This window comes from Marinobacter alexandrii (genome assembly GCA_039984955.1).
Classification (GTDB): Bacteria; Bacteroidota; Bacteroidia; order Cytophagales; family Cyclobacteriaceae; genus Ekhidna.
The window spans coordinates 762584-780601 of the sequence record JBDWTN010000005.1 but is presented as its reverse complement, the minus strand read 5'-3'; the positions used below and the strand labels follow the sequence as shown (position 1 = coordinate 780601).

At 40.1% G+C, this 18018-nt stretch carries 11 protein-coding genes; 2 read left to right on the top strand and 9 right to left on the bottom strand.

What is annotated here, in order from left to right; genetic code table 11:
- Positions 1 to 14 precede the first annotated feature (14 nt).
- From ABJQ32_03940 to ABJQ32_03925, 4 genes are all read right to left on the bottom strand, one after another.
- On the bottom strand, positions 15 to 1631 hold the full coding sequence (locus ABJQ32_03940; protein ID MEP5288773.1) for a RagB/SusD family nutrient uptake outer membrane protein: 1617 nt from the start codon (positions 1629 to 1631) through the stop codon (positions 15 to 17).
- 10 nt (positions 1632 to 1641) lie between these two features.
- The gene (locus tag ABJQ32_03935; protein MEP5288772.1) at positions 1642 to 4680 is read right to left on the bottom strand and encodes a TonB-dependent receptor; all 3039 of its coding nucleotides are present in this window, start codon (positions 4678 to 4680) and stop codon (positions 1642 to 1644) included.
- Between the two features lie 213 nt (positions 4681 to 4893).
- The gene (locus ABJQ32_03930) at positions 4894 to 7605 is read right to left on the bottom strand and encodes an alpha-amylase family glycosyl hydrolase (protein MEP5288771.1); all 2712 of its coding nucleotides are present in this window, start codon (positions 7603 to 7605) and stop codon (positions 4894 to 4896) included.
- 69 nt (positions 7606 to 7674) lie between these two features.
- Positions 7675 to 9300: a hypothetical protein gene (locus ABJQ32_03925; GenBank protein ID MEP5288770.1), complete on the bottom strand. Its 1626-nt coding sequence runs from the start codon at positions 9298 to 9300 to the stop codon at positions 7675 to 7677.
- A gap of 216 nt (positions 9301 to 9516) precedes the next feature.
- On the opposite strand from ABJQ32_03925, the gene ABJQ32_03920 reads away from it, so the two are divergent.
- Positions 9517 to 10539: a LacI family DNA-binding transcriptional regulator gene (locus tag ABJQ32_03920; GenBank protein ID MEP5288769.1), complete on the top strand. Its 1023-nt coding sequence runs from the start codon at positions 9517 to 9519 to the stop codon at positions 10537 to 10539.
- A 109-nt stretch (positions 10540 to 10648) separates the two neighbouring features.
- Here ABJQ32_03920 and ABJQ32_03915 read toward each other — a convergent pair whose 3' ends face one another.
- The 3 genes from ABJQ32_03915 to ABJQ32_03905 all read right to left on the bottom strand — a co-directional run bounded on the left by ABJQ32_03915 (position 10649) and on the right by ABJQ32_03905 (position 12342).
- A complete protein-coding gene (locus tag ABJQ32_03915) occupies positions 10649 to 10927 on the bottom strand; it encodes a Txe/YoeB family addiction module toxin (GenBank protein ID MEP5288768.1) in 279 nt (92 codons plus the stop codon).
- Positions 10924 to 11133: a hypothetical protein gene (locus tag ABJQ32_03910; protein MEP5288767.1), complete on the bottom strand. Its 210-nt coding sequence runs from the start codon at positions 11131 to 11133 to the stop codon at positions 10924 to 10926. Before ABJQ32_03910 ends, ABJQ32_03915 begins: the two co-directional genes overlap by 4 nt.
- Positions 11134 to 11796: 663 nt before the next feature.
- Positions 11797 to 12342, bottom strand: coding sequence for a transposase (locus tag ABJQ32_03905; GenBank protein MEP5288766.1), 546 nt, complete (start codon positions 12340 to 12342; stop codon positions 11797 to 11799).
- Positions 12343 to 12631: 289 nt separating this feature from the next.
- On the opposite strand from ABJQ32_03905, the gene ABJQ32_03900 reads away from it, so the two are divergent.
- Positions 12632 to 12793 (top strand): hypothetical protein, encoded by a 162-nt coding sequence (locus ABJQ32_03900; protein MEP5288765.1) that lies wholly within the window; start codon positions 12632 to 12634, stop codon positions 12791 to 12793.
- Positions 12794 to 12918: 125 nt separating this feature from the next.
- Here the strand turns inward: ABJQ32_03900 and ABJQ32_03895 are convergent, their stop codons facing one another.
- Positions 12919 to 13479: a hypothetical protein gene (locus ABJQ32_03895; protein MEP5288764.1), complete on the bottom strand. Its 561-nt coding sequence runs from the start codon at positions 13477 to 13479 to the stop codon at positions 12919 to 12921.
- Positions 13480 to 13488: 9 nt separating this feature from the next.
- A complete protein-coding gene (locus ABJQ32_03890; GenBank protein MEP5288763.1) occupies positions 13489 to 18018 on the bottom strand; it encodes an RHS repeat-associated core domain-containing protein in 4530 nt (1509 codons plus the stop codon).

The following is an 18018-nucleotide window of genomic DNA, read 5'->3' as shown; positions in this document are numbered from 1 at the left end:
CGTTAACTAAATAATTAATAATCGTCGTTTTGGTCAAGTTTAGGATTGGCAATTAAATCCGAAGAAGGAATTGGAAAAATATCCAAATGGCTTAGTGTTGAAGTGCCTTCTTCCACGCCACCTTTCCATGGCCAGATGTAATCACCACCTGTAAATTTTTTGTGACGGATCAGGTCTGTTCGCCTGGTTGCCTCCAAGTATAATTCTCTGCCTCTTTCATCTAAGATCCAGTCAAGATCTACATCTGCGATCGTGACATCTCCACTATTATCGCCATAAGCTCTTGCTCGAAGTGCATTAAGGTACCCGAGAGTTGTACCGTCAATTGATCCAGCCGCTGAGCTGACCTGAGCTTCTGCAAGCATTAAATAGGCTTCTGCAAGTCTAAATACAGGATAGTCAGTACTTACCTGATCCACTCCTGGAGCTCTTCGGCCAGTTGAAGCTTCTATGTTCGTAAATTTTGGGACAGCCCAACCATCCGTAAATTCTCCTATATCAGAAATCTCAAGCGATTGCTCTTCTGTGAAAAATATAGCTCTGCCATCTGCACTATTTCCATTATTGGTAGCCGCGCCTGGAAAAAGACTAACGAAGGCACTAGTCGTACGATATCCTTCCCATCCATCTGGCACACCGTAATCACTTTCGGCTTCATCTGATGATGGAACTCCATTTTTCATGTCGTCTTGCATGGCACCACCTATACTGGCTCTTATTATGGTTGTTGTACCACCCCATGTTTGGGAGACTAACCCATCATGGACAATTGGCCAAATAACTTCATCTGTTCTTACATGATTGTCCGCCATGAACAATTCCTGATAATTAGGAGCCAGGCTGTAGACATTGGCATCAATTACTTTGTTTGCTTCTGTAATGCAATCGGCAAATCGATCTTCTCCAATATACACCTGAGCATTTAGGTAAAGCTTTGCCTTTAACATCCAGGCTGCAGCTTGATCAACTCTGCCATAGTCGTGATTTGCCTGACCTGCTGGAAGCAGTGAATCTTCAATTTCATTTAGTTCTGTTTCAATAAAATCAAATACGACTTCAGGTTCTACCTGTAGAGGTAGATCAGAAGTAATTGAAGTAATGAGCGTTATATTTCTAAAATGATCAAGCGCGTGCCAATAGGAAAATGCTCTAATAAATCTCGCCTCAGCAACAAACTGATCTATTGTAGCTATCTCATCTGAAGATAAACCATCTGGTAATTCGCTTGCAACTCTAATGAAGTCATTAGCTAGAGAGATGGTGAAAAATAATCTGTAATAAAGAACTCTAACAAATTGATTGTCGGCACCCCAACTGTGATTGTGGAGATCTCTAATGCCCGAATCCGTCCACGCAATGATTGCCTCATCTGTAGTTAGCTCCTGCGCTTTCCACCAAACTCTTAAATAGCTTGAAAATCCTTCATCATTGATGATAGAAAGATCAGGTTGACCTGCTGCGCCTTGTTGCCCTGTGATAGAAAGTGATGCATACACCTTAGCGATGTAGGACTGGTAGCCTTCAAAATTAGCAAATGCAACAGACTCTACGGATCCATTTTTTGGTTCCAGGTCAAGATCGGTACAACCTATGAAGACTAGTAAAATTGAAATTGAAAGTATCTTTTTCATGGGTCAATAATTAGAAAGTAAGATTTACGCCAACTAAGATTGTCTGAGATCGAGGGTAAAGATTATTATCTATTCCACCGATACCAGCTTCAGGGTCAACGCCTGAATATCCAGTAATAGTCAACAAGTTAGATGCTGTGACATATGCACGAGCATTTACATTTTTAATTTGATTGATGGTGTAACCAACAGTTACATTGTCAAGTTTTAGGAATGAGGCATTTTCAACATAAATATCCGACAGCAGCTGTCTTTCCGTGAAATCATTTTCATAAGCGGAGATATGAATGTTGTTAGGGGCAAACGAATTATCTACCCCTTCAAAAGCGCCATATTGAGACTGCACATTGTTGTAGACATACCCGCCAATCTGTCCTCTAAAAGTAAATGCCAGATCGAATTTTTTATAGCTTACGTTCCCGGTCATCCCTAAGATCAAATCCGGGGCAGGATCTTTAAATGGCCTTAGGTCATCCTCATTGATTCGATCATCCTCATTTTGATCAACGTACATATCCAGATCGTTTCGCAACCCATCACCATTTACATCTTCACCATCGGGAATTGGATTTCCGTTTGCGTCTTTCTTATGTTCATACACGAAGAAAGAGTTTGCCGGAAACCCTACTTTCAATATCTGAATAGATTGTCCTACATCTCCTGAAATACCACCAGTTGTATAACCTTGAAAATCGGGGAGGTTTGAGTTGTCAAGTTTTAATATCTCGTTTTTATTATATGCTGCGTTGAAGCCTAAATCAAATTTCAAATCAGGTTTATCAATCACCGTCGCATTAATCATAAATTCAATTCCCTTATTTTCCATTTCCCCAATATTCGTTACCGCTCGGTCTCCTGTCAATGTTCCAATTGGAAATGCGATATTGAATAGAAGATCAGTCGTCAACTTTCTGTATAAGTCAATTGATCCATACAATCTACCGTTGAGAAATCCATAATCTATTCCGAAGTTAAGGGATTGGGTTTCCTCCCATTTAATGTCGGGATCTACAGCATTAGGTCTGAATGTATTTATCGTATCCTGTCCAAGGATGTAAGTTGCACGATCATCGCCTGGTTGGTAAAGATTGACATACAAGTAATCACCTATTTCTTCATTTCCTGTAATGCCAAAGCTTGCTCTAAGCTTCAGGTTAGACATTACATTTTGTAGACCCTCTGCAAATGGTTCATCAATCAACCTCCAGCCTACTGCCAATGACGGAAAGAGTCCCCATCTGTTTCTTTCCCCAAATCGTGTACTCCCATCTCTTCTGACTGTTGCTGTTACAAGGTATTTGTCTTGGATGGAAAGGTTTGCTCGTCCCCAAAATGAGATAAGCCTATTTTCTAATTCAAAGATTAATGGCTCATCTAAGAATGGCCTTATTTCATTCAACTTACTGCCGCTGATGAACTCGCTAGGATCAGAGATTGCTAAATCTGAAAGCAAAACAGTGTCGCGTTTGAATAACGATCTATCAACACTTCTGGAAAAATCCTGATAAGAATATCCAGCTATTAAATCCAGCTTTCCAAAAGAAAGGTCAGTGTTGTAGTTCAAATAAGCTTCAAATAAATTGCTAGTTCTTGAGTCTTCAAAAGTGCTAAACGAACCATTTTGAACGCCTGCTTTGGAGTTAATCAGATTTGTTTGCTGACTTTTTCCTTGTGAGTTATCATAAGCATAATTCAGTTTTACAGACAGACCATCCATAAATGGTAGGCTGTAATTTAGGTTGGCTCCTATGAGATTTCTTTTTGTTTGACCGATGTTGAAGGTTTGGGCGATTTGCGCTACTGGGTTTCTTGGAGCCAGGGAACTAGGCCACTCAAAGTAACCACCGGTGGTAGAGTCATTGGCAAAAACGGCTTGTGTTGGGTCAAACGCTAAAGCGGATCCAATTACATTCGGTGCAAAACGATTCGTGATAATACTATGCTTGGTATTGATTCCAATTTTCAGATCATCATTCAATAGGTTTTGATTGAAGTTAACAGCGCCTGATATTCGCTCTATGTTATCTGTTTTGAGCAATCCATCAATGTCTTGATAGTTTAAAGACACTCGACCATTGTTTGTCTTGCCGCCAAATGAAACGCCTAGGTTGTGATTCATTCCCTTAGCGGTTTGTGTTACTTCATCAAACCAATCCGTATTTGCGGTGCCTAAGTCCTCCAGATTTCTTGGTCCTTTCCTTTCGACCGTAAAGGCAAATTCAGCCGTATTCAACATATTCACATTTTCCCCATTGAAACCTATGTTGTAGGAACCATCGTAAGAAATTTGAATTTTTCCTGGTTTTCCCGTTTTCGTCGTGATGATAACGACACCATTGGCACCACGTGAACCGTAAATGGCAGCAGATGAGGCATCTTTTAAAACAGTGATATCTGCGATATCTGCTGGGTTAATAAAGTTTAGGGGATTCCTTACGCCAGCCACACCATCATTTTCTAATGGTACGCCATCTACAACGTAAAGAGGTTCGTTTCCAGCCGTAAGAGAAGTACCGCCTCTTATTCGAATAGATATTCCTGAACCTGGTGCTCCATCATTGGAGATCACTTGTACTCCAGCAACTTTACCAGCTATCAAACTGGAAGGTGAAGTGAGCACACCATTATTAAATTCTTTTTCACTGATCTTATTTACCACCCCCGTGACATCTCCTTTTTCTACTTGACCATAGCCTACAACCACAATCTCGGATAGTTCCTGGATATCTGTTTCCATCCTTATGTCAATGGTGGTACGCTGACCCACAGATTGTTGTACTGGCTTGTATCCAATGTATGTGAAAACCAATACATCCTCGGATGAAACGGATAATGAAAACCGACCCTCTAAGTCAGTTGATACTCCATTTTGTGTTCCTTTTATTTGTACCGTCACACCGGGTAGAGTAGTGCCGTCTATCGCATCAATCACCGTACCGGATACTGTTCCCTGCTGTGCTTTTAGCCAGGTAGAAGAACAGAGGAATAAGCAAAGAAGTAGTAGCGTCCTTACTGTCGTAATCTTTTGAGTGCTTCTTCTATTAATCATAGATCTTTTAATGAGAATTGAGTAGATGAACTTACGAAAAGTTCAGTCTAGAATTAAGTTGATTTACCACTTCAATTTTACCGATTTCGCAACGTAATTCCATGATAATCAGGGCTTTTTAGTTGATTTTTCTACGCAAACGTTTGCGAATTATGAACATTTTAAGCGTTCATGGTATGTATTGAAATCAATTGAGTCCTCTTTTGTTTTTAATTACTTAATGATGACCTTCTTTGTAAGATTAAACTGAGAATTGGAGAGTGTAATATGGTAGATGCCAGCTCTTATTGATTCGATATTGACTTTGGAATGACCTTCAATTCTACCTGTCTGAATTACTTTTCCTGATAAGTCTGAGATGCTGAATTCAACATCATTGAATGGGAGATTTACCTGGATGAAGCGAGATGCTGGATTCGGATAAACAAAGAAATCATTTTCACTATTGAAGCCTAAGGTAATCTGACCATCTTCGATATAGTTATCGATAAGTTCTGAAGTAAATATATGCCACTCACCACCGCCTAAGGTAACTTCTTCATTGGCGTTCGTGACCTCAAAAGACTCACCTGTGAAATAGTCATACCACGTTCCGGTTTTCGAAAATTTGTGAGTGAAATCCTGGGCATCCCTATCAAAGTTTCCAAACACATAAATGTCAACATCTGGATGTTGAACGTTGATGGTTTTTACAAATCCAGAGGCACTCCAATCGAAGTATTCCTCGGAAATGTAATCCGTTTCTGTTCGTAAGTGGATGAGTGACTTGTAAAGATCGAAAAGCTTTTTGCGGTTTGTTTCTTCCAAGTATTCCCATCGAGTAGGTTTGATACCCAATCGATCATTGTTAAGTTCTTCATCGTACCCAAATTCACCAAACTGCCAAATCATTTTGGGTCCTGGTACGGTTAAAAAGAAAGCAGTCGCAAGTTTTGCTCGTTCGATGGATTCGTTACTGTCTTTGCTTTTTTGCAACTCCCACATCAAGCGTTCTTCGTCATGGCTTTCCATGTAGCTGACCAAATGTGGTTTGGACCAACCTCTGTTTTCGTGATAGACTTGACTTAGAGATGTGGAGCTACCTCGCCCGGCATTGATGTATGTTCCGTTCATATTTCCCCAGAGCATCATTCCGTATTCAGCAAGCTCTTTTTCTTCTGTATTGTCTGCGAAATGTTCCAAGATTACGTAAGCGGAAGGATCTTGATCCCAGATTATATCTGCAATTCGCTTCCATATGGCAACCCTGGATGCATCATAACTTCCCCAAAGTCCAATATTTCCGAGCGAATTCTTCTGTGTGAATCCTTTGGAAAGGTCAAATCTGTAACCGTCAACATTGTATTCTTCTAACCAATAAGATATCACACGATCTGAGTAATCTTTTGTGTAATCACTTTCATGGTTCATGTCATAGCCGACATTGAAATCATGCTTTGCACTGACATTGAACCACGGGTTGGACGAAGTAGGCGCTCCATAAAGACCTTCATTGTAGAGTCTGACCAATGAGTTTCTTCCGAAGTGATGATTGAGGACAATATCGAGAATAACAGCAATGCCTCTTTTGTGAGCTTCATTGATGAGCGTTTTCAAGTCTAATTCTGTACCGTAGTACTTATCAATGGCAAACATGAATGCTGGGTTGTAGCCCCAACTTAAATTTCCTTCAAACTCTTGCACGGGCATGAGTTCCAATGCATTTATTCCTAGATCAGCGAGATAATCAAGTCTTTCAGTTACTGCATCGTAAGTTCTTTCCTCAGTAAAGTCTCTGATAAGAAGTTCGTAAATAACTAAATCTTCGTTTGCAGGCCGGTCAAATGCAACCCAATCAAAATCAGATTGATTTGTTTGAAGATAGGAAGCTGCTTCTGTTGTTTGATCAGCAGGATAACTCATGAGGCTAGTATATCGATCATCTGAAATGATTTCAGGATCATCAAATGGAGAAGATATTTTCTCTGCATACGGATCTGCTATTTTCGTATCTCCATCAACTAAATATTGATAGATGTATTCCTGACCTGGGGTCAATCCTTCTAGTGTGAGCCACCAAACTTCACCGTCTTTATTCATTAAATAATCACTGCTGAGTGACCAATCATTAAAATCACCAATGACAAAAACGTGCTCTTTTTCCGGTGCTCGTAAGACCAGTGTAGCTGTGGTGTGGTCCGTATCATAGTTGATTCCATCCATCATTCCATCCGGAAGGGGGATATTGGTAGGGGTAGGAGTAAGTGTATAAGAATAGAATGTACTGACAGTTTCAGAATCGTTCGTTGCTTCAGCTTTGATGATGTGCACATTTCCATCATCAATGATGGTATGTGTTGTGTTTAGCCCGTTTACATCTGTATCGCTTGAGATAGATACATCATCTACAAAAATTTCTATGGTTGAAACTTCTGAGCTTCTCACAGAAATATCAATGGGTTGAGCAGTTTCGTAAAATCCATAATTACCAGAAGGAGCATCCATGATGAGGGTAAACCCTTCGTTTATATCTGTGATATAATCAGATGTTTGGCCATTTGCCCAATCATTTCCTTTTAAGATCATTCCAATGCTTTCTATACTTTCTTTTGAAGTATTCAAAAAATCAGTGGGGGTAAGAGTGATAGAGAAAAAGACTTCTCCTGAAGCGCCAGTTGTGCGCGTGAACTTCGCTGCATCCGTTACGGATGTGTTTGAATTTGCTGGGTTGATATTCGTTGGTGCATCTATTCCTTTTCCAGGCACCCACATCCACATCCAGGCTTCATTTAGACTTTGAAGTGGAGTACCCGTTGCTTCAAATGTGATGATTATTTCTTCATCTGCAGCAAAAAATGCTGGTTCTATGGTGGGTGTGATATTGGTCTGACCAATAGCTGAGATTGAAATCAGTGTAATGAAAAATAGGGTGAGTATGCTTTTCATAGCTAGAAAGTTTAAAGGAAAAAAAAGCTGCTCGTTATGAGCAGCTTTTTAAAGTATGATTACGAGAATTTATTGTCTTGCAGCATTAGAAGTTGCTGTTCCGGTAAATGTTGCTCCACCATCTTCAGTTTTAATTTCAACAGTGTAGTTACCAGCACTAGAAAGGGAAAAATCATCTCCCAACCCATTGAAGCTTAGAGCTGATCCATCAAATACTCCTCCAATATTCAAATCCCAGCTTTGATTAACTCTTATTTTCCATGTCTCATCAGTAAAATCTCCCGTGATTGACAAAGACTCAAGATCATCACCGTAAGTCATCGCAACATCAGGCGTAGGATTCATGTCATCTGGCCAAGCACCTGCAGGTGAGCCATTGCCTACAACCCCAAAAGATGCCTCATCTAATGAAATATCCCATGTAGCACCTAAGTCAGAAGTGCTAATTTCAAAATAGTAGAATCCGGGATTGGCATCAACATACCAATTTCCATCTGGGCTAGATCCATCCGAGTTATCATCCATTGAAATGGAGCCATCCTCTGTATTATCGGTAACATCTCCTTTAGTTACTCCCTGAGCAGTTGATGTGATTTTATTAGCCCAGGTATTATCAGTTCTAAACTTAAACCATTTGCCCCCTTCATCTAATGGAAAAACACCTCTCCAAATATATTTGTCGCCATCTTGGCCACTATACTGAAATTTGACTTCTTCATGATCTTCTTCAGCAAATTCAGCAGGATGTGGCCACACAGCAGCTCCTACAATTCCCCATGTGAAGTTCGCAGGATCGAAAGAACATTCTTCAGCATCTCCAGTCCTTGATAGTGTTGCTGCAAATTCGCCATTACTTGACAGATCGAGTGATATATCGTACACTCCTCCTCCGTTGCTATCAGTGAAAGGTGTATTAGCTCCTCCATCAGTCAAAACATCAAGTGTCTCTCCTCCCACATTCAAAAAAGCTACATATCCGCTGGCAGGTAAGAAATCATCTTTTATTTCACGGCGGTCAATTTTCCATACATCATCTGTTCTAAATTTCACTTCTCCATCTCTAAGAATGATGCTACTTGCAGACCATGTTGTGCCGTCTGCAGAAGAAGTTCCTTTAGTTAAAGTGATATCATCACTAAAACCGATTCCAGTGCAGGCTGATTCGTATACAGAACCACCTAGTATTCCCCAATTACCTATTTCTACTACTAAAGCCTCGTCTGTTAGGTTATCGAAAGAGATATAGTGTACTCCTGAATTGGCTATTGAGAATGTTGCTCCATTTTCTTCCAAAGCAACAACCCCATATGAGTCTGGTCCCAAATCTGGATTTGATGGATCTACTGTCTCAGTAGTTAATGTCCCTCCATAAACAGCAACTGCCTCTTGGTCAGCAATTTCAGCAAATACATAATTACCAGCAGATAGGTACACCCAAGCTCTTGTAAATCCGTCTCTATCTTGAGTTCCAAAACTTTCATCCTCTACGACAGCAGCAGATAGTTTTGCAGCATTTACAATTACGGTATCAGTTCCTGAAAGTCCAGCAATGTACATACCATCTGCCACTACGAATGATCCATCATCGCCATCATCTATAATAATTCCTCCACCATCATCGTCACCGCATGACGAGATGAAAATTAGGGTCCCAAGCATGAACAAAAAGCTCAGGGATTTTAGTGCATTTCTCATATTAATTTGTTGTTAAATTTTAAGTTAATTTTCTTGAGTTTTTGAGTTGAAAAAGCGTCAATTTCTTAACACCCACTTACCGAATTTTATGAATAAAGAAATTCCATGCAACACTTTTGATGACTTTTTGCACTTATTTTTTTCTGCAAACGTTTGCGTTTCAGACTTTTATAAAGCTTGCCTTACCGAATTGATCCAATTACCTATATTTCGTGTATGAAAAGGCAGACTATAACCATCAAAGATATCGCTCGTGAATTAGGTATATCCCCCTCAACGGTATCGCGAGCTTTGAAGGATCATTTTGAGATCAGTGAGGAGACCAAGAAAGCCGTTAAGCGTGTTGCTAAAGAATTGAACTATCAACCCAACTCACTGGCGCTCAGTTTGAGGTACAGTAAGTCAAATACGATAGGTATCATCGTTCCCGAGATTGTTCACTTTTTCTTCTCCACCGTTATCAGTGGGATAGAGGATATTGCACAGAGTAAAGGATACAATGTGATCATCACGCAATCCAACGAATCGGTGGAGCGCGAAATGATGAATATTCAGACACTGTTTAACAATAGGGTAGATGGTGTTGTAGTTTCTTTATCCAAAGAGTCCTTTGATTATTCGCACTTTGAAGCAATGACTCAAAAAGGATTGCCGATTGTCTTTTTTGATCGTGTGCCAGATACCCTTGAAACAAGCAAGGTCACCGTGGATGATTTTCTGGGAGGTTTTCAAGCGACTGAACACTTGCTTAAGCAGGGGTATCGAAAGATTGCCCACTTGGCAGGTCCTAAAAACCTGGATATTACCAGTGAACGACTAAAAGGCTTTCAAAAAGCACATGCAGAAGCTGGTTTTGAGGTAGATGAAAGCTTAATTATCTATGATCAAGCATCTAATGAGAGTGATGCTTATGCAGCTACTCATAAGTTGTTAGAGTCTGGAAAACCTGATGCGTTATTTGCTTCGAATGATTTGGCTGCCATGGGCGCGATAAAAGCGGCACAGAAGCATGGTAAGAATGTACCACAAGATTTTGGAGTCGTTGGCTTCAGCAACTGGCAATTCACAGCACTGACTAATCCTTCGATAACCACGATTGAACAACCAGGCTTTGAGATGGGACAACATGCTGCGGAACTTCTGATTAAACAAATAGATGGGGGAGAAGAGGATGTCGCTTTTGAATCTATGAAGTTGCCAACTCAGCTGCTGGCGAGGGATTCGTCGAGAAAGGTATGAAAGGGAGTGGGACTCATTGATTAAGGTACAAAACGGACGCTTCGCTTGTTGAGATTGGTCTGCTCTTTGCTATCAGATAATTTCAACTTGGCGACTATGAGGAGCCAAGTTATTTATCTCCGTAATGAGAATATGCATTCAAAACGTATACTGTTACTATTTCTTCTTCGATAGAGTAGACCAACCTATGTTTTCTGTTAATCCTTCTTGAGTACAACCCTGCCAATTCGTGTTTTAACATTTCAGGTTGTCCCGTTCCTGTCTTGGGATGCTCCATTAATTCGTTAAGTAATCTCTGTATCTTCTTTAAAACAGATTGATCTCCTGTCTTTTTGTGTTTTTCTATATCCTCTAATGCTTGATCTGAGAATTCTAAAATGTAGTTCATAGACCAAGTAAGTCATTGATCTCTTTTGAGGTAGATATCTTCTTGGTCTTTCCTGATTCAACCTGTTTTAGGCTTTCTTTTATTCGCTCAACCATTTCGGAATTAAAGTACATATCTTCTTCTTCTACTGGAGTTAAAGCATATGCTTTATCCTTTCCTCTTTGAACAATAATTTGTTCTCCCTTATCAGCTCTTTCGAAATACATTTTTTGATTCTGCCTAAATTCTCTACTGCTTATCACTAACATAGTTTTGAAATTACGTGTACCACTATGGTACAAATATACGATTTCACTGATTAAATGTTTTACCCCAACGGATGAAACTGCTGAACTTCTTCTATCAACCCTTCCATTTACTCATTTATTTTTTTGATTATTAAAGTGTTCGTGAACCTCGGGTTATCCTAAAGGATGGTATTGTTGGACTTCATTTGACAAACCTTCGGTTTCGTTTCTAAATAGCTTTCAGTACCGATGATGTAGCGGTAGCCTGCTGAATATTGAATTTTCCTGAGGTTATATATTCTTAGCCACTTGGTAATTACAGAAGCTCTGATCTGCTTGACATTGATGAGGTTAGGATTAGCTAACATATCTTTAGACTAGATGAAGGTCGATCAGATATATTTTTTCACTACATCCATACTGAATTGGAAGCATGAATTGGCGGATGATATACCAAAGAAGATCCTGCTAGATTCTCTTAAATTTTTAGTTGAGGATCAATCAATAAAGGTTATGGCTTTCGTTATAATGCCCAATCACATTCATGTTGTATGGAACCAATGAAAGATAACCTGCAGCTTCGATTCATGAAATTCACAGCCCAGAAAACCTAGCTAGCGCGCGTTTGTAACGCGTGCTGTACTATTCAAGTAGAACAACATCTAATAAACCTTTGTATCCGGAATAGTCTCTAGCAGAACTAAATAAATAGTGCTCTGCCTCATCTACTATTTGTGCTTCTACTGGATTGTTATGTACGTATGCTAGTTTTTGATCCAGAAATTCGCTTGTTTCAATCTCTTTTGGTTGATTGCCGTCCTGCCATACTTTATGGTTTTTGACTCTCTTTAATTGTTCGCCGGATTTCCTAAAAGCGTTTAATAACCATTCTTTCCTACTTTCATTTATTTGTTCAAGTTCAGCAATGATTGCTTTACTAGTGAACTTCTTAAAATCTCTGAATATGTCTGATAACTTTTGATCATTGGCACTAACAATCATATGTAAATGGCTAGGCATCAAACACCATGCATGCACTATCAATCCTTTTTCATTCTGGCAGAACTTCATTGAATCAATAACTATATGCTTAAGCTCTTTTCTGGTAAATAGATCAATCCAATGCACAATAGTACTAGTTACAAAATATAGGCCTTCTGGGTTATTAAACTTATATTTTTCTGACATGACCTAAAGATATATGTTACTTAGTTAGAGTTTGCACGCGTTACAAACGCGCGCTAGCTAGCTGAATAATCTTCCTTAGTCTAGTAGGCCATTTCATTCTAGTAGGCCATTTCATTTCCATGCTAGCTAATTCATGGGCATCTCGCAGTGAATACCTTGATGATGACACATATAACAAAATTGCTTTTCGATGGAACCTCTGGATTCGAGGCTTAAATATCTCAATGATTATTGCGAACTTTATAGGTGCGTTAGCTTTAATCAATTTCATCCACCAAAATCTGAAGCTATGAGTGACGACAAAAAACAACAACCTCAAAAACCGAAGGGTATACCTACCAGGATTGGTGACTCTGCCGACAAAATAAAAAATAACATTAAGGCTGCTGAGGTGCAGTACCGACCCACTAAACCTCCTAAAACAAAAGATGGTGATAAAGGCAATGGTTGATCGCCCTAAACCTAAACCAGGTGGCAGCCCTGCTGAAGTGCCAATTAGACCACCAAAGCCTAAGAACTAAAAAGCCCTCACATCTCTGGGAGGGCTCATGTTTAGTTTCTATTCATTAATCTGTATTAATCAATACGAGTAGCCAGAGGCGTATCATTGAACTTCCTATATCTATTAAAATAATCAGTGTAATTCATCACACAATCTGATGTATTTATAGTATTGCCTGATTTATCTCTCAAAAAACGATTTGACTTAATCTCGTTAAATGAGTTATCAAAATACGTTGTTACTGTTTCTCTAAGAACTCCATCTACACACACACTATTGAAGAATGACCTTCTTGTTTTAGTGGCAATCGTAACCCCTTCTTGATCAAAATAATATCTATTTTCTATTCTGGAGTCTCCCGATTCACTAATCGGTGTTTCAACGAATAAAATAGGACAATCTTTATTAGTGATAAGATTGTATACTATTTCTATGTTAGATGGCCATTCATTAAAATCAAGAACTTCCTCCAAAGGTTCTTTATTAGATATTTTAACAAAAACTCTAAGATTTTCTTTCTTCTTAAGAAGGCTATCTGCTAGTAAAATAGTTTGATCTGCTTCTGATTGATTAGCATCAGAAGTCTGCAACTGATTTAAAGCAATAGCTATTAATGTAGTTATTATCAATTTCATCTTATCTGTCTATTTAAAAGCATTCTTAAGTCCACGCCAAGCACTTCTTAAGCCTATTCTACTTAGCTTCTTTTGTGATCTTCTTGTACCTCCAATATTCATATTTTCTACTCTTGAGATGTAAGATTCATTTACAGCACTTTCAACATTTCCATTCATCTGCTGCTGGTTTGCATCCCTCATTGCAGCAAAAGTTACTTCATCTGGTCTATTATCAATATGTATACGATCAGGAGTGCTAAAATCTCCACCCCATCTCCAATTAGGTGACCAACTATCATTCTTTAAAGCATCAATAAATGGGTTACTATCCGTTAGGTTAGCATTTTGACCCATTAACCCCTTAGAGGGATCGTTATCATTGTAAACATTAAAGTCTAAGGCTACACCAGCATTATGTGGACTATTACCTGCAGGAGCTGGAGTTATTGCATCCGAATCTTCACCATTCAACTCTTGCTGTCTCTTATTTGTACGGAACGAGCTATTAATGTGTATATGTGTTTCTGTTGCTGCTGCAAAATGTAAAATCTGCGTGAGATTTTCCAACTCGGTATGATCGATGTAAACTCTGTTTTGACCATGAACAAATCCAGTTTGATCTTGAATATTGACTGTAATTATTGAATCCCCATTTATGTCAATATTGGATATAGGATTATTCGCTGCGTACTGATAAGGATTCAAGTTCATGTACTTCTCAGAAAATCTATCTTGAACAAAAAACCTACCAATCTCTGAGTGATACATCCTTGCTCCATAATCTAGCCACCCTGTTTCCTCTTGTAATTCCTTACCATTATACAGATACTTCTGAGGCTCTGATGCAGTCCTCACACTTTCATTAAAAGCCAAACCAAATGGATAGTAATCCTGTGTGCTCACCACATTCGTTTTCCCATGATAAACCGTAAAATCATCGAAATGGACGTTTACGGCTTCTTGGTTTTCGTTTGATAGATATGCTAAGATATAGCCCTCCTGATCTGCTATGATGTCATTGATGCTGATCGTTTCATGAGTTCCTGCTCCCAATGCGGCTGTTGATATTTGCTTGAAGCCCGCTTTGATATAGTTCATCTGCTTATCGAAGAAAATGTAATTCAGGAAAGTTCTTGGAGCTTCATTAGCATCTCCTTTACCAGCCATATCAGCACCACTTAGAGCATCATTGAATTCGTTTGCCACGGCACTTCCAGCTTCACCATCTCCAATGGAGCCGTTGTACGAACCAAAAAGAGATGAATATACCGTTCCTGCAAAATTGTTGTCACTTGGTGCTACCTCATAATTGGCATTCACCGAGAGATTGATCGTATCGCTCTTATTTAGTCCAATAAATACCAAAGCCCCCGTCTGTCCGCTTTGGAGAAGTTGTACTTCATCACCGGTTGTTCCATCCTCATAGCTGGTAGTATTGGCTTGCTGATTAGTATGCCTGTTTAAGTCCTGCCAACCATTCTCTTCACCGGTTTCAAAGGTTTCTATCATCGTATAATTTTCAGGAGTGGTTGAGAAGGTGGCTCTGACGTTACCGAGGTGATCTTTAAGGTGATATTGGTAGTCATAGCCAGAGATTGCTTTGCTACCACTCGCAAATACGGGGACAATTCGGCCTTCTTCATGCTGAATTAACTGGAGTTTCCGTGTTGCTTCTGTTCCTTCGGTTTCGTAGATGTATTGCCCGGAATAATCCGTTGTTTTACTAAGTGTTCCATTCTTGAACACTTTTTGTTGAAGCTTGATACCTGAAGCGTCGTAGATATATGTAATATAATTTTCGGAATCGAAAATGACCTTGCTTGGTAAATTCAGATAATTATATTCGATATTGGTGATTCCTTTATTCAGGTCTTGAATCATGTTTCCATTCTCATCATGACGATAGTCATCGTCAGAGGTATTTCCATCCTTGAAACCAGCGACTCCCTTTGCATCAGTTACACTTTTTAATTGGTTACTTCCACCCACACCATATGTATAGGAAAGCTCATCAATGATGTCTTTATTCATTGATTCATTGATTCCCTGACGTGTAAGACTCGTGATATTACCATTTAAGTCATAGTCAATATTGGGAACAGAAAAAAAACCTTTATCTTTTTGATAGGTATTGGCCACTTTACCAGCATATTGGGCGTTCTTTAACCGATTGAGGCCGTCGTATCCATAGGTATATAGCTTCTCTTCGTCATCATTGGCTCCCTTCCATCGCATGGCAGAGATATTTCCATTGAAAAGGGCTTGGTGCACCTGGTTTTCATCTCCGGTAAATTCATCAGGTGTAGTTTCAGCCAACACATTACTTGCAATAGATTTTTCAGTGCCTACCAGAGACATCACAAGATAAAAATAGGTCGTGCCTACAGATAATCCATTGTCAATGTATTCTGAATCTGTAGCATCAGCGGTATGAATTTCAGCAAACGTGCCATCCAGGCTTGTGGCACGGTAGATACTAAATCCGGTCTCGTTTCCAGCTCCTGACCAGCGGATGAGCATGGATTCACTGGAAAGGCTCTCCAGACTGACATTGGTTGGTTCATGAGCGCTAAGCGTAATGGCGGAAGCAGCGCTCCAGCAGCCATTATCATTTTTACTTCTTATATAGTACGTTCCGGCTGAGGTGGCAATGTAGGAATCAGGATTCGTTTCATCTGTGCCACTTTCTGTAGTTTGCCAGTACCACGTCTCATTCGCTGGAGCCGTACCTGCTTGTAGCAGGGCTCCATCAAGTGAATAACTAATTGGTAAAATGGATGGACTATCAGGTACAGCATCTAACGTGACGGATACTTCTACACTTGGTCCCCAGCAACCACCATTGGAGACTGATCGAAGATAATATGACCCCGGAGTTCCTACTTGATACTCATGTTCGGAATTCGAGGTATCTTCTCCATCTTCTATAGTCTGCCAGTACCAGGTTTCTCCGGATGGAGGATTCGCTCTCGTAAGCGTCTTTGGACCACAGATATTGGGTGATATGGACGGAGGTGTAGGTGTATTTGGAATGCTTATACTAATGCTTACAGTATTCGAATAAACTGTTTGATTGCACGAACTTACTCTTCGTCGGTACTCCTTTGATGAGGTATGACCTGAAGGATTATAGGTTGTGCTGGTCGCTCCTGAAATATTACTCCAGCTACCGCCTGGGGATCGCTGCTGCCATTGATACGAGTGACTTCCATTACCACCTGAGGGGGAGGATACATTTGATAGCGCAGAGGGATCACCGTTGTAGCATATGGTTTGAGCATTGCCAATGCTTCCAGGACTTAGGGAGGATCTAACTGTTACGGTAATGCTGGTAGAGTACTTTGTTTGACTACATGAAACAACTCTTCGTCGATACTCCTTTGATGAAGTCAAGTTAGGCGGATCATAGGCAGATCCGGTTGCTCCGGAAAGATTGCTCCAACTACCACCCGGAGAGCGTTGTTGCCATTGATAAGCGTAGCTACCGTTCCCACCGGTAGGTGAAGATGCATTCGATAGGGTAGAAGGGTTCTCATTATAACAAACTGTCTGAGCGTTTCCGATACTTCCAGCGTTCAGAGATGATCTTACTGTTACCCTCACTGTATTGGTATACTTTGTTTGACCACATGACACGACTCTCCTGCGATACTCTTTCGATGAAGTGAGGACAGGCGGATTATAAGTGGTACTTGTTGCTCCTGAAAGATTGCTCCAACTGCCACCAAGAGAACGATGTTGCCATTGATAGGAATAACTGCTATTACCTCCAGAAGCAGAGGATGCATTTGACAGGGTGGAGGGATTCCCATTATAACATACTGTTTGTGCATTGCTGATACTTCCGGCGTTAAGAGCCGACCTTACGGTGACTCTTACCGTATTGGAATACTTTGTTTGGCTGCATGAAACTACCCTTCTTCGATACTCTCTTGTTGATGTGAGGTTAGGAGGGTTATAGGTGGTGCCGGTTGCCCCTGAAATATTACCCCAGCTGCCTCCTAAGGAACGTTGCTGCCACTGGTAAGAATGAATGCTATTACCTCCAGATGCCGAGAATGCATTCGACAGGGTTGATGGGTTTCCGTTATAACATACCGTTTGAGCATTTCCAATTGATCCAGCACTTAATGATGAACGAACTGTAATTCGGATCGAACCTGTATATTTTGTTTTATTACATGCTTTAACTCGCCTACGATACTCTTTGGTAGAAGTGAGAACCGGTGGATTATAGGACCTCCCGGTAGCCCCGGAAATACTGGACCAACTTCCTCCAAGAGATCTTATTTGCCATTGATAGCTATAGGAGGAGCTTCCACTAGCAGAAGAGCCATTGATTGTTGAAGGATTCCCTCCATAGCAAATCGTCTGGGTACCAGACAGACTCCCAGCTCTTAGATTACAATTTCCACCACCACCTATCGGAACACCAATTGGATCATCAGGATCTATGGGGTTTCCATCTTCATCTTCAAATCCTTGAGAGAATAGGTTTGTAAAGCTTAAACAAATAATAAATGAAGCAAATAATACCTTAGTTTTCTGTGAGAGCAT

Bases quoted from the DNA above. Each gene is read 5' to 3' on its own strand.
- ABJQ32_03940 (MEP5288773.1), bottom strand. From the start codon at position 1,631: ATGAAAAAGATACTTTCAATTTCAATTTTACTAGTCTTCATAGGTTGT.
- ABJQ32_03935 (MEP5288772.1), bottom strand. From the start codon at position 4,680: ATGATTAATAGAAGAAGCACTCAAAAGATTACGACAGTAAGGACGCTA.
- ABJQ32_03930 (MEP5288771.1), bottom strand. From the start codon at position 7,605: ATGAAAAGCATACTCACCCTATTTTTCATTACACTGATTTCAATCTCA.
- ABJQ32_03925 (MEP5288770.1), bottom strand. From the start codon at position 9,300: ATGAGAAATGCACTAAAATCCCTGAGCTTTTTGTTCATGCTTGGGACC.
- ABJQ32_03920 (MEP5288769.1), top strand. From the start codon at position 9,517: ATGAAAAGGCAGACTATAACCATCAAAGATATCGCTCGTGAATTAGGT.
- ABJQ32_03915 (MEP5288768.1), bottom strand. From the start codon at position 10,927: ATGAACTACATTTTAGAATTCTCAGATCAAGCATTAGAGGATATAGAA.
- ABJQ32_03910 (MEP5288767.1), bottom strand. From the start codon at position 11,133: ATGTATTTCGAAAGAGCTGATAAGGGAGAACAAATTATTGTTCAAAGA.
- ABJQ32_03905 (MEP5288766.1), bottom strand. From the start codon at position 12,342: ATGTCAGAAAAATATAAGTTTAATAACCCAGAAGGCCTATATTTTGTA.
- ABJQ32_03900 (MEP5288765.1), top strand. From the start codon at position 12,632: ATGAGTGACGACAAAAAACAACAACCTCAAAAACCGAAGGGTATACCT.
- ABJQ32_03895 (MEP5288764.1), bottom strand. From the start codon at position 13,479: ATGAAATTGATAATAACTACATTAATAGCTATTGCTTTAAATCAGTTG.
- ABJQ32_03890 (MEP5288763.1), bottom strand. From the start codon at position 18,018: ATGCTCTCACAGAAAACTAAGGTATTATTTGCTTCATTTATTATTTGT.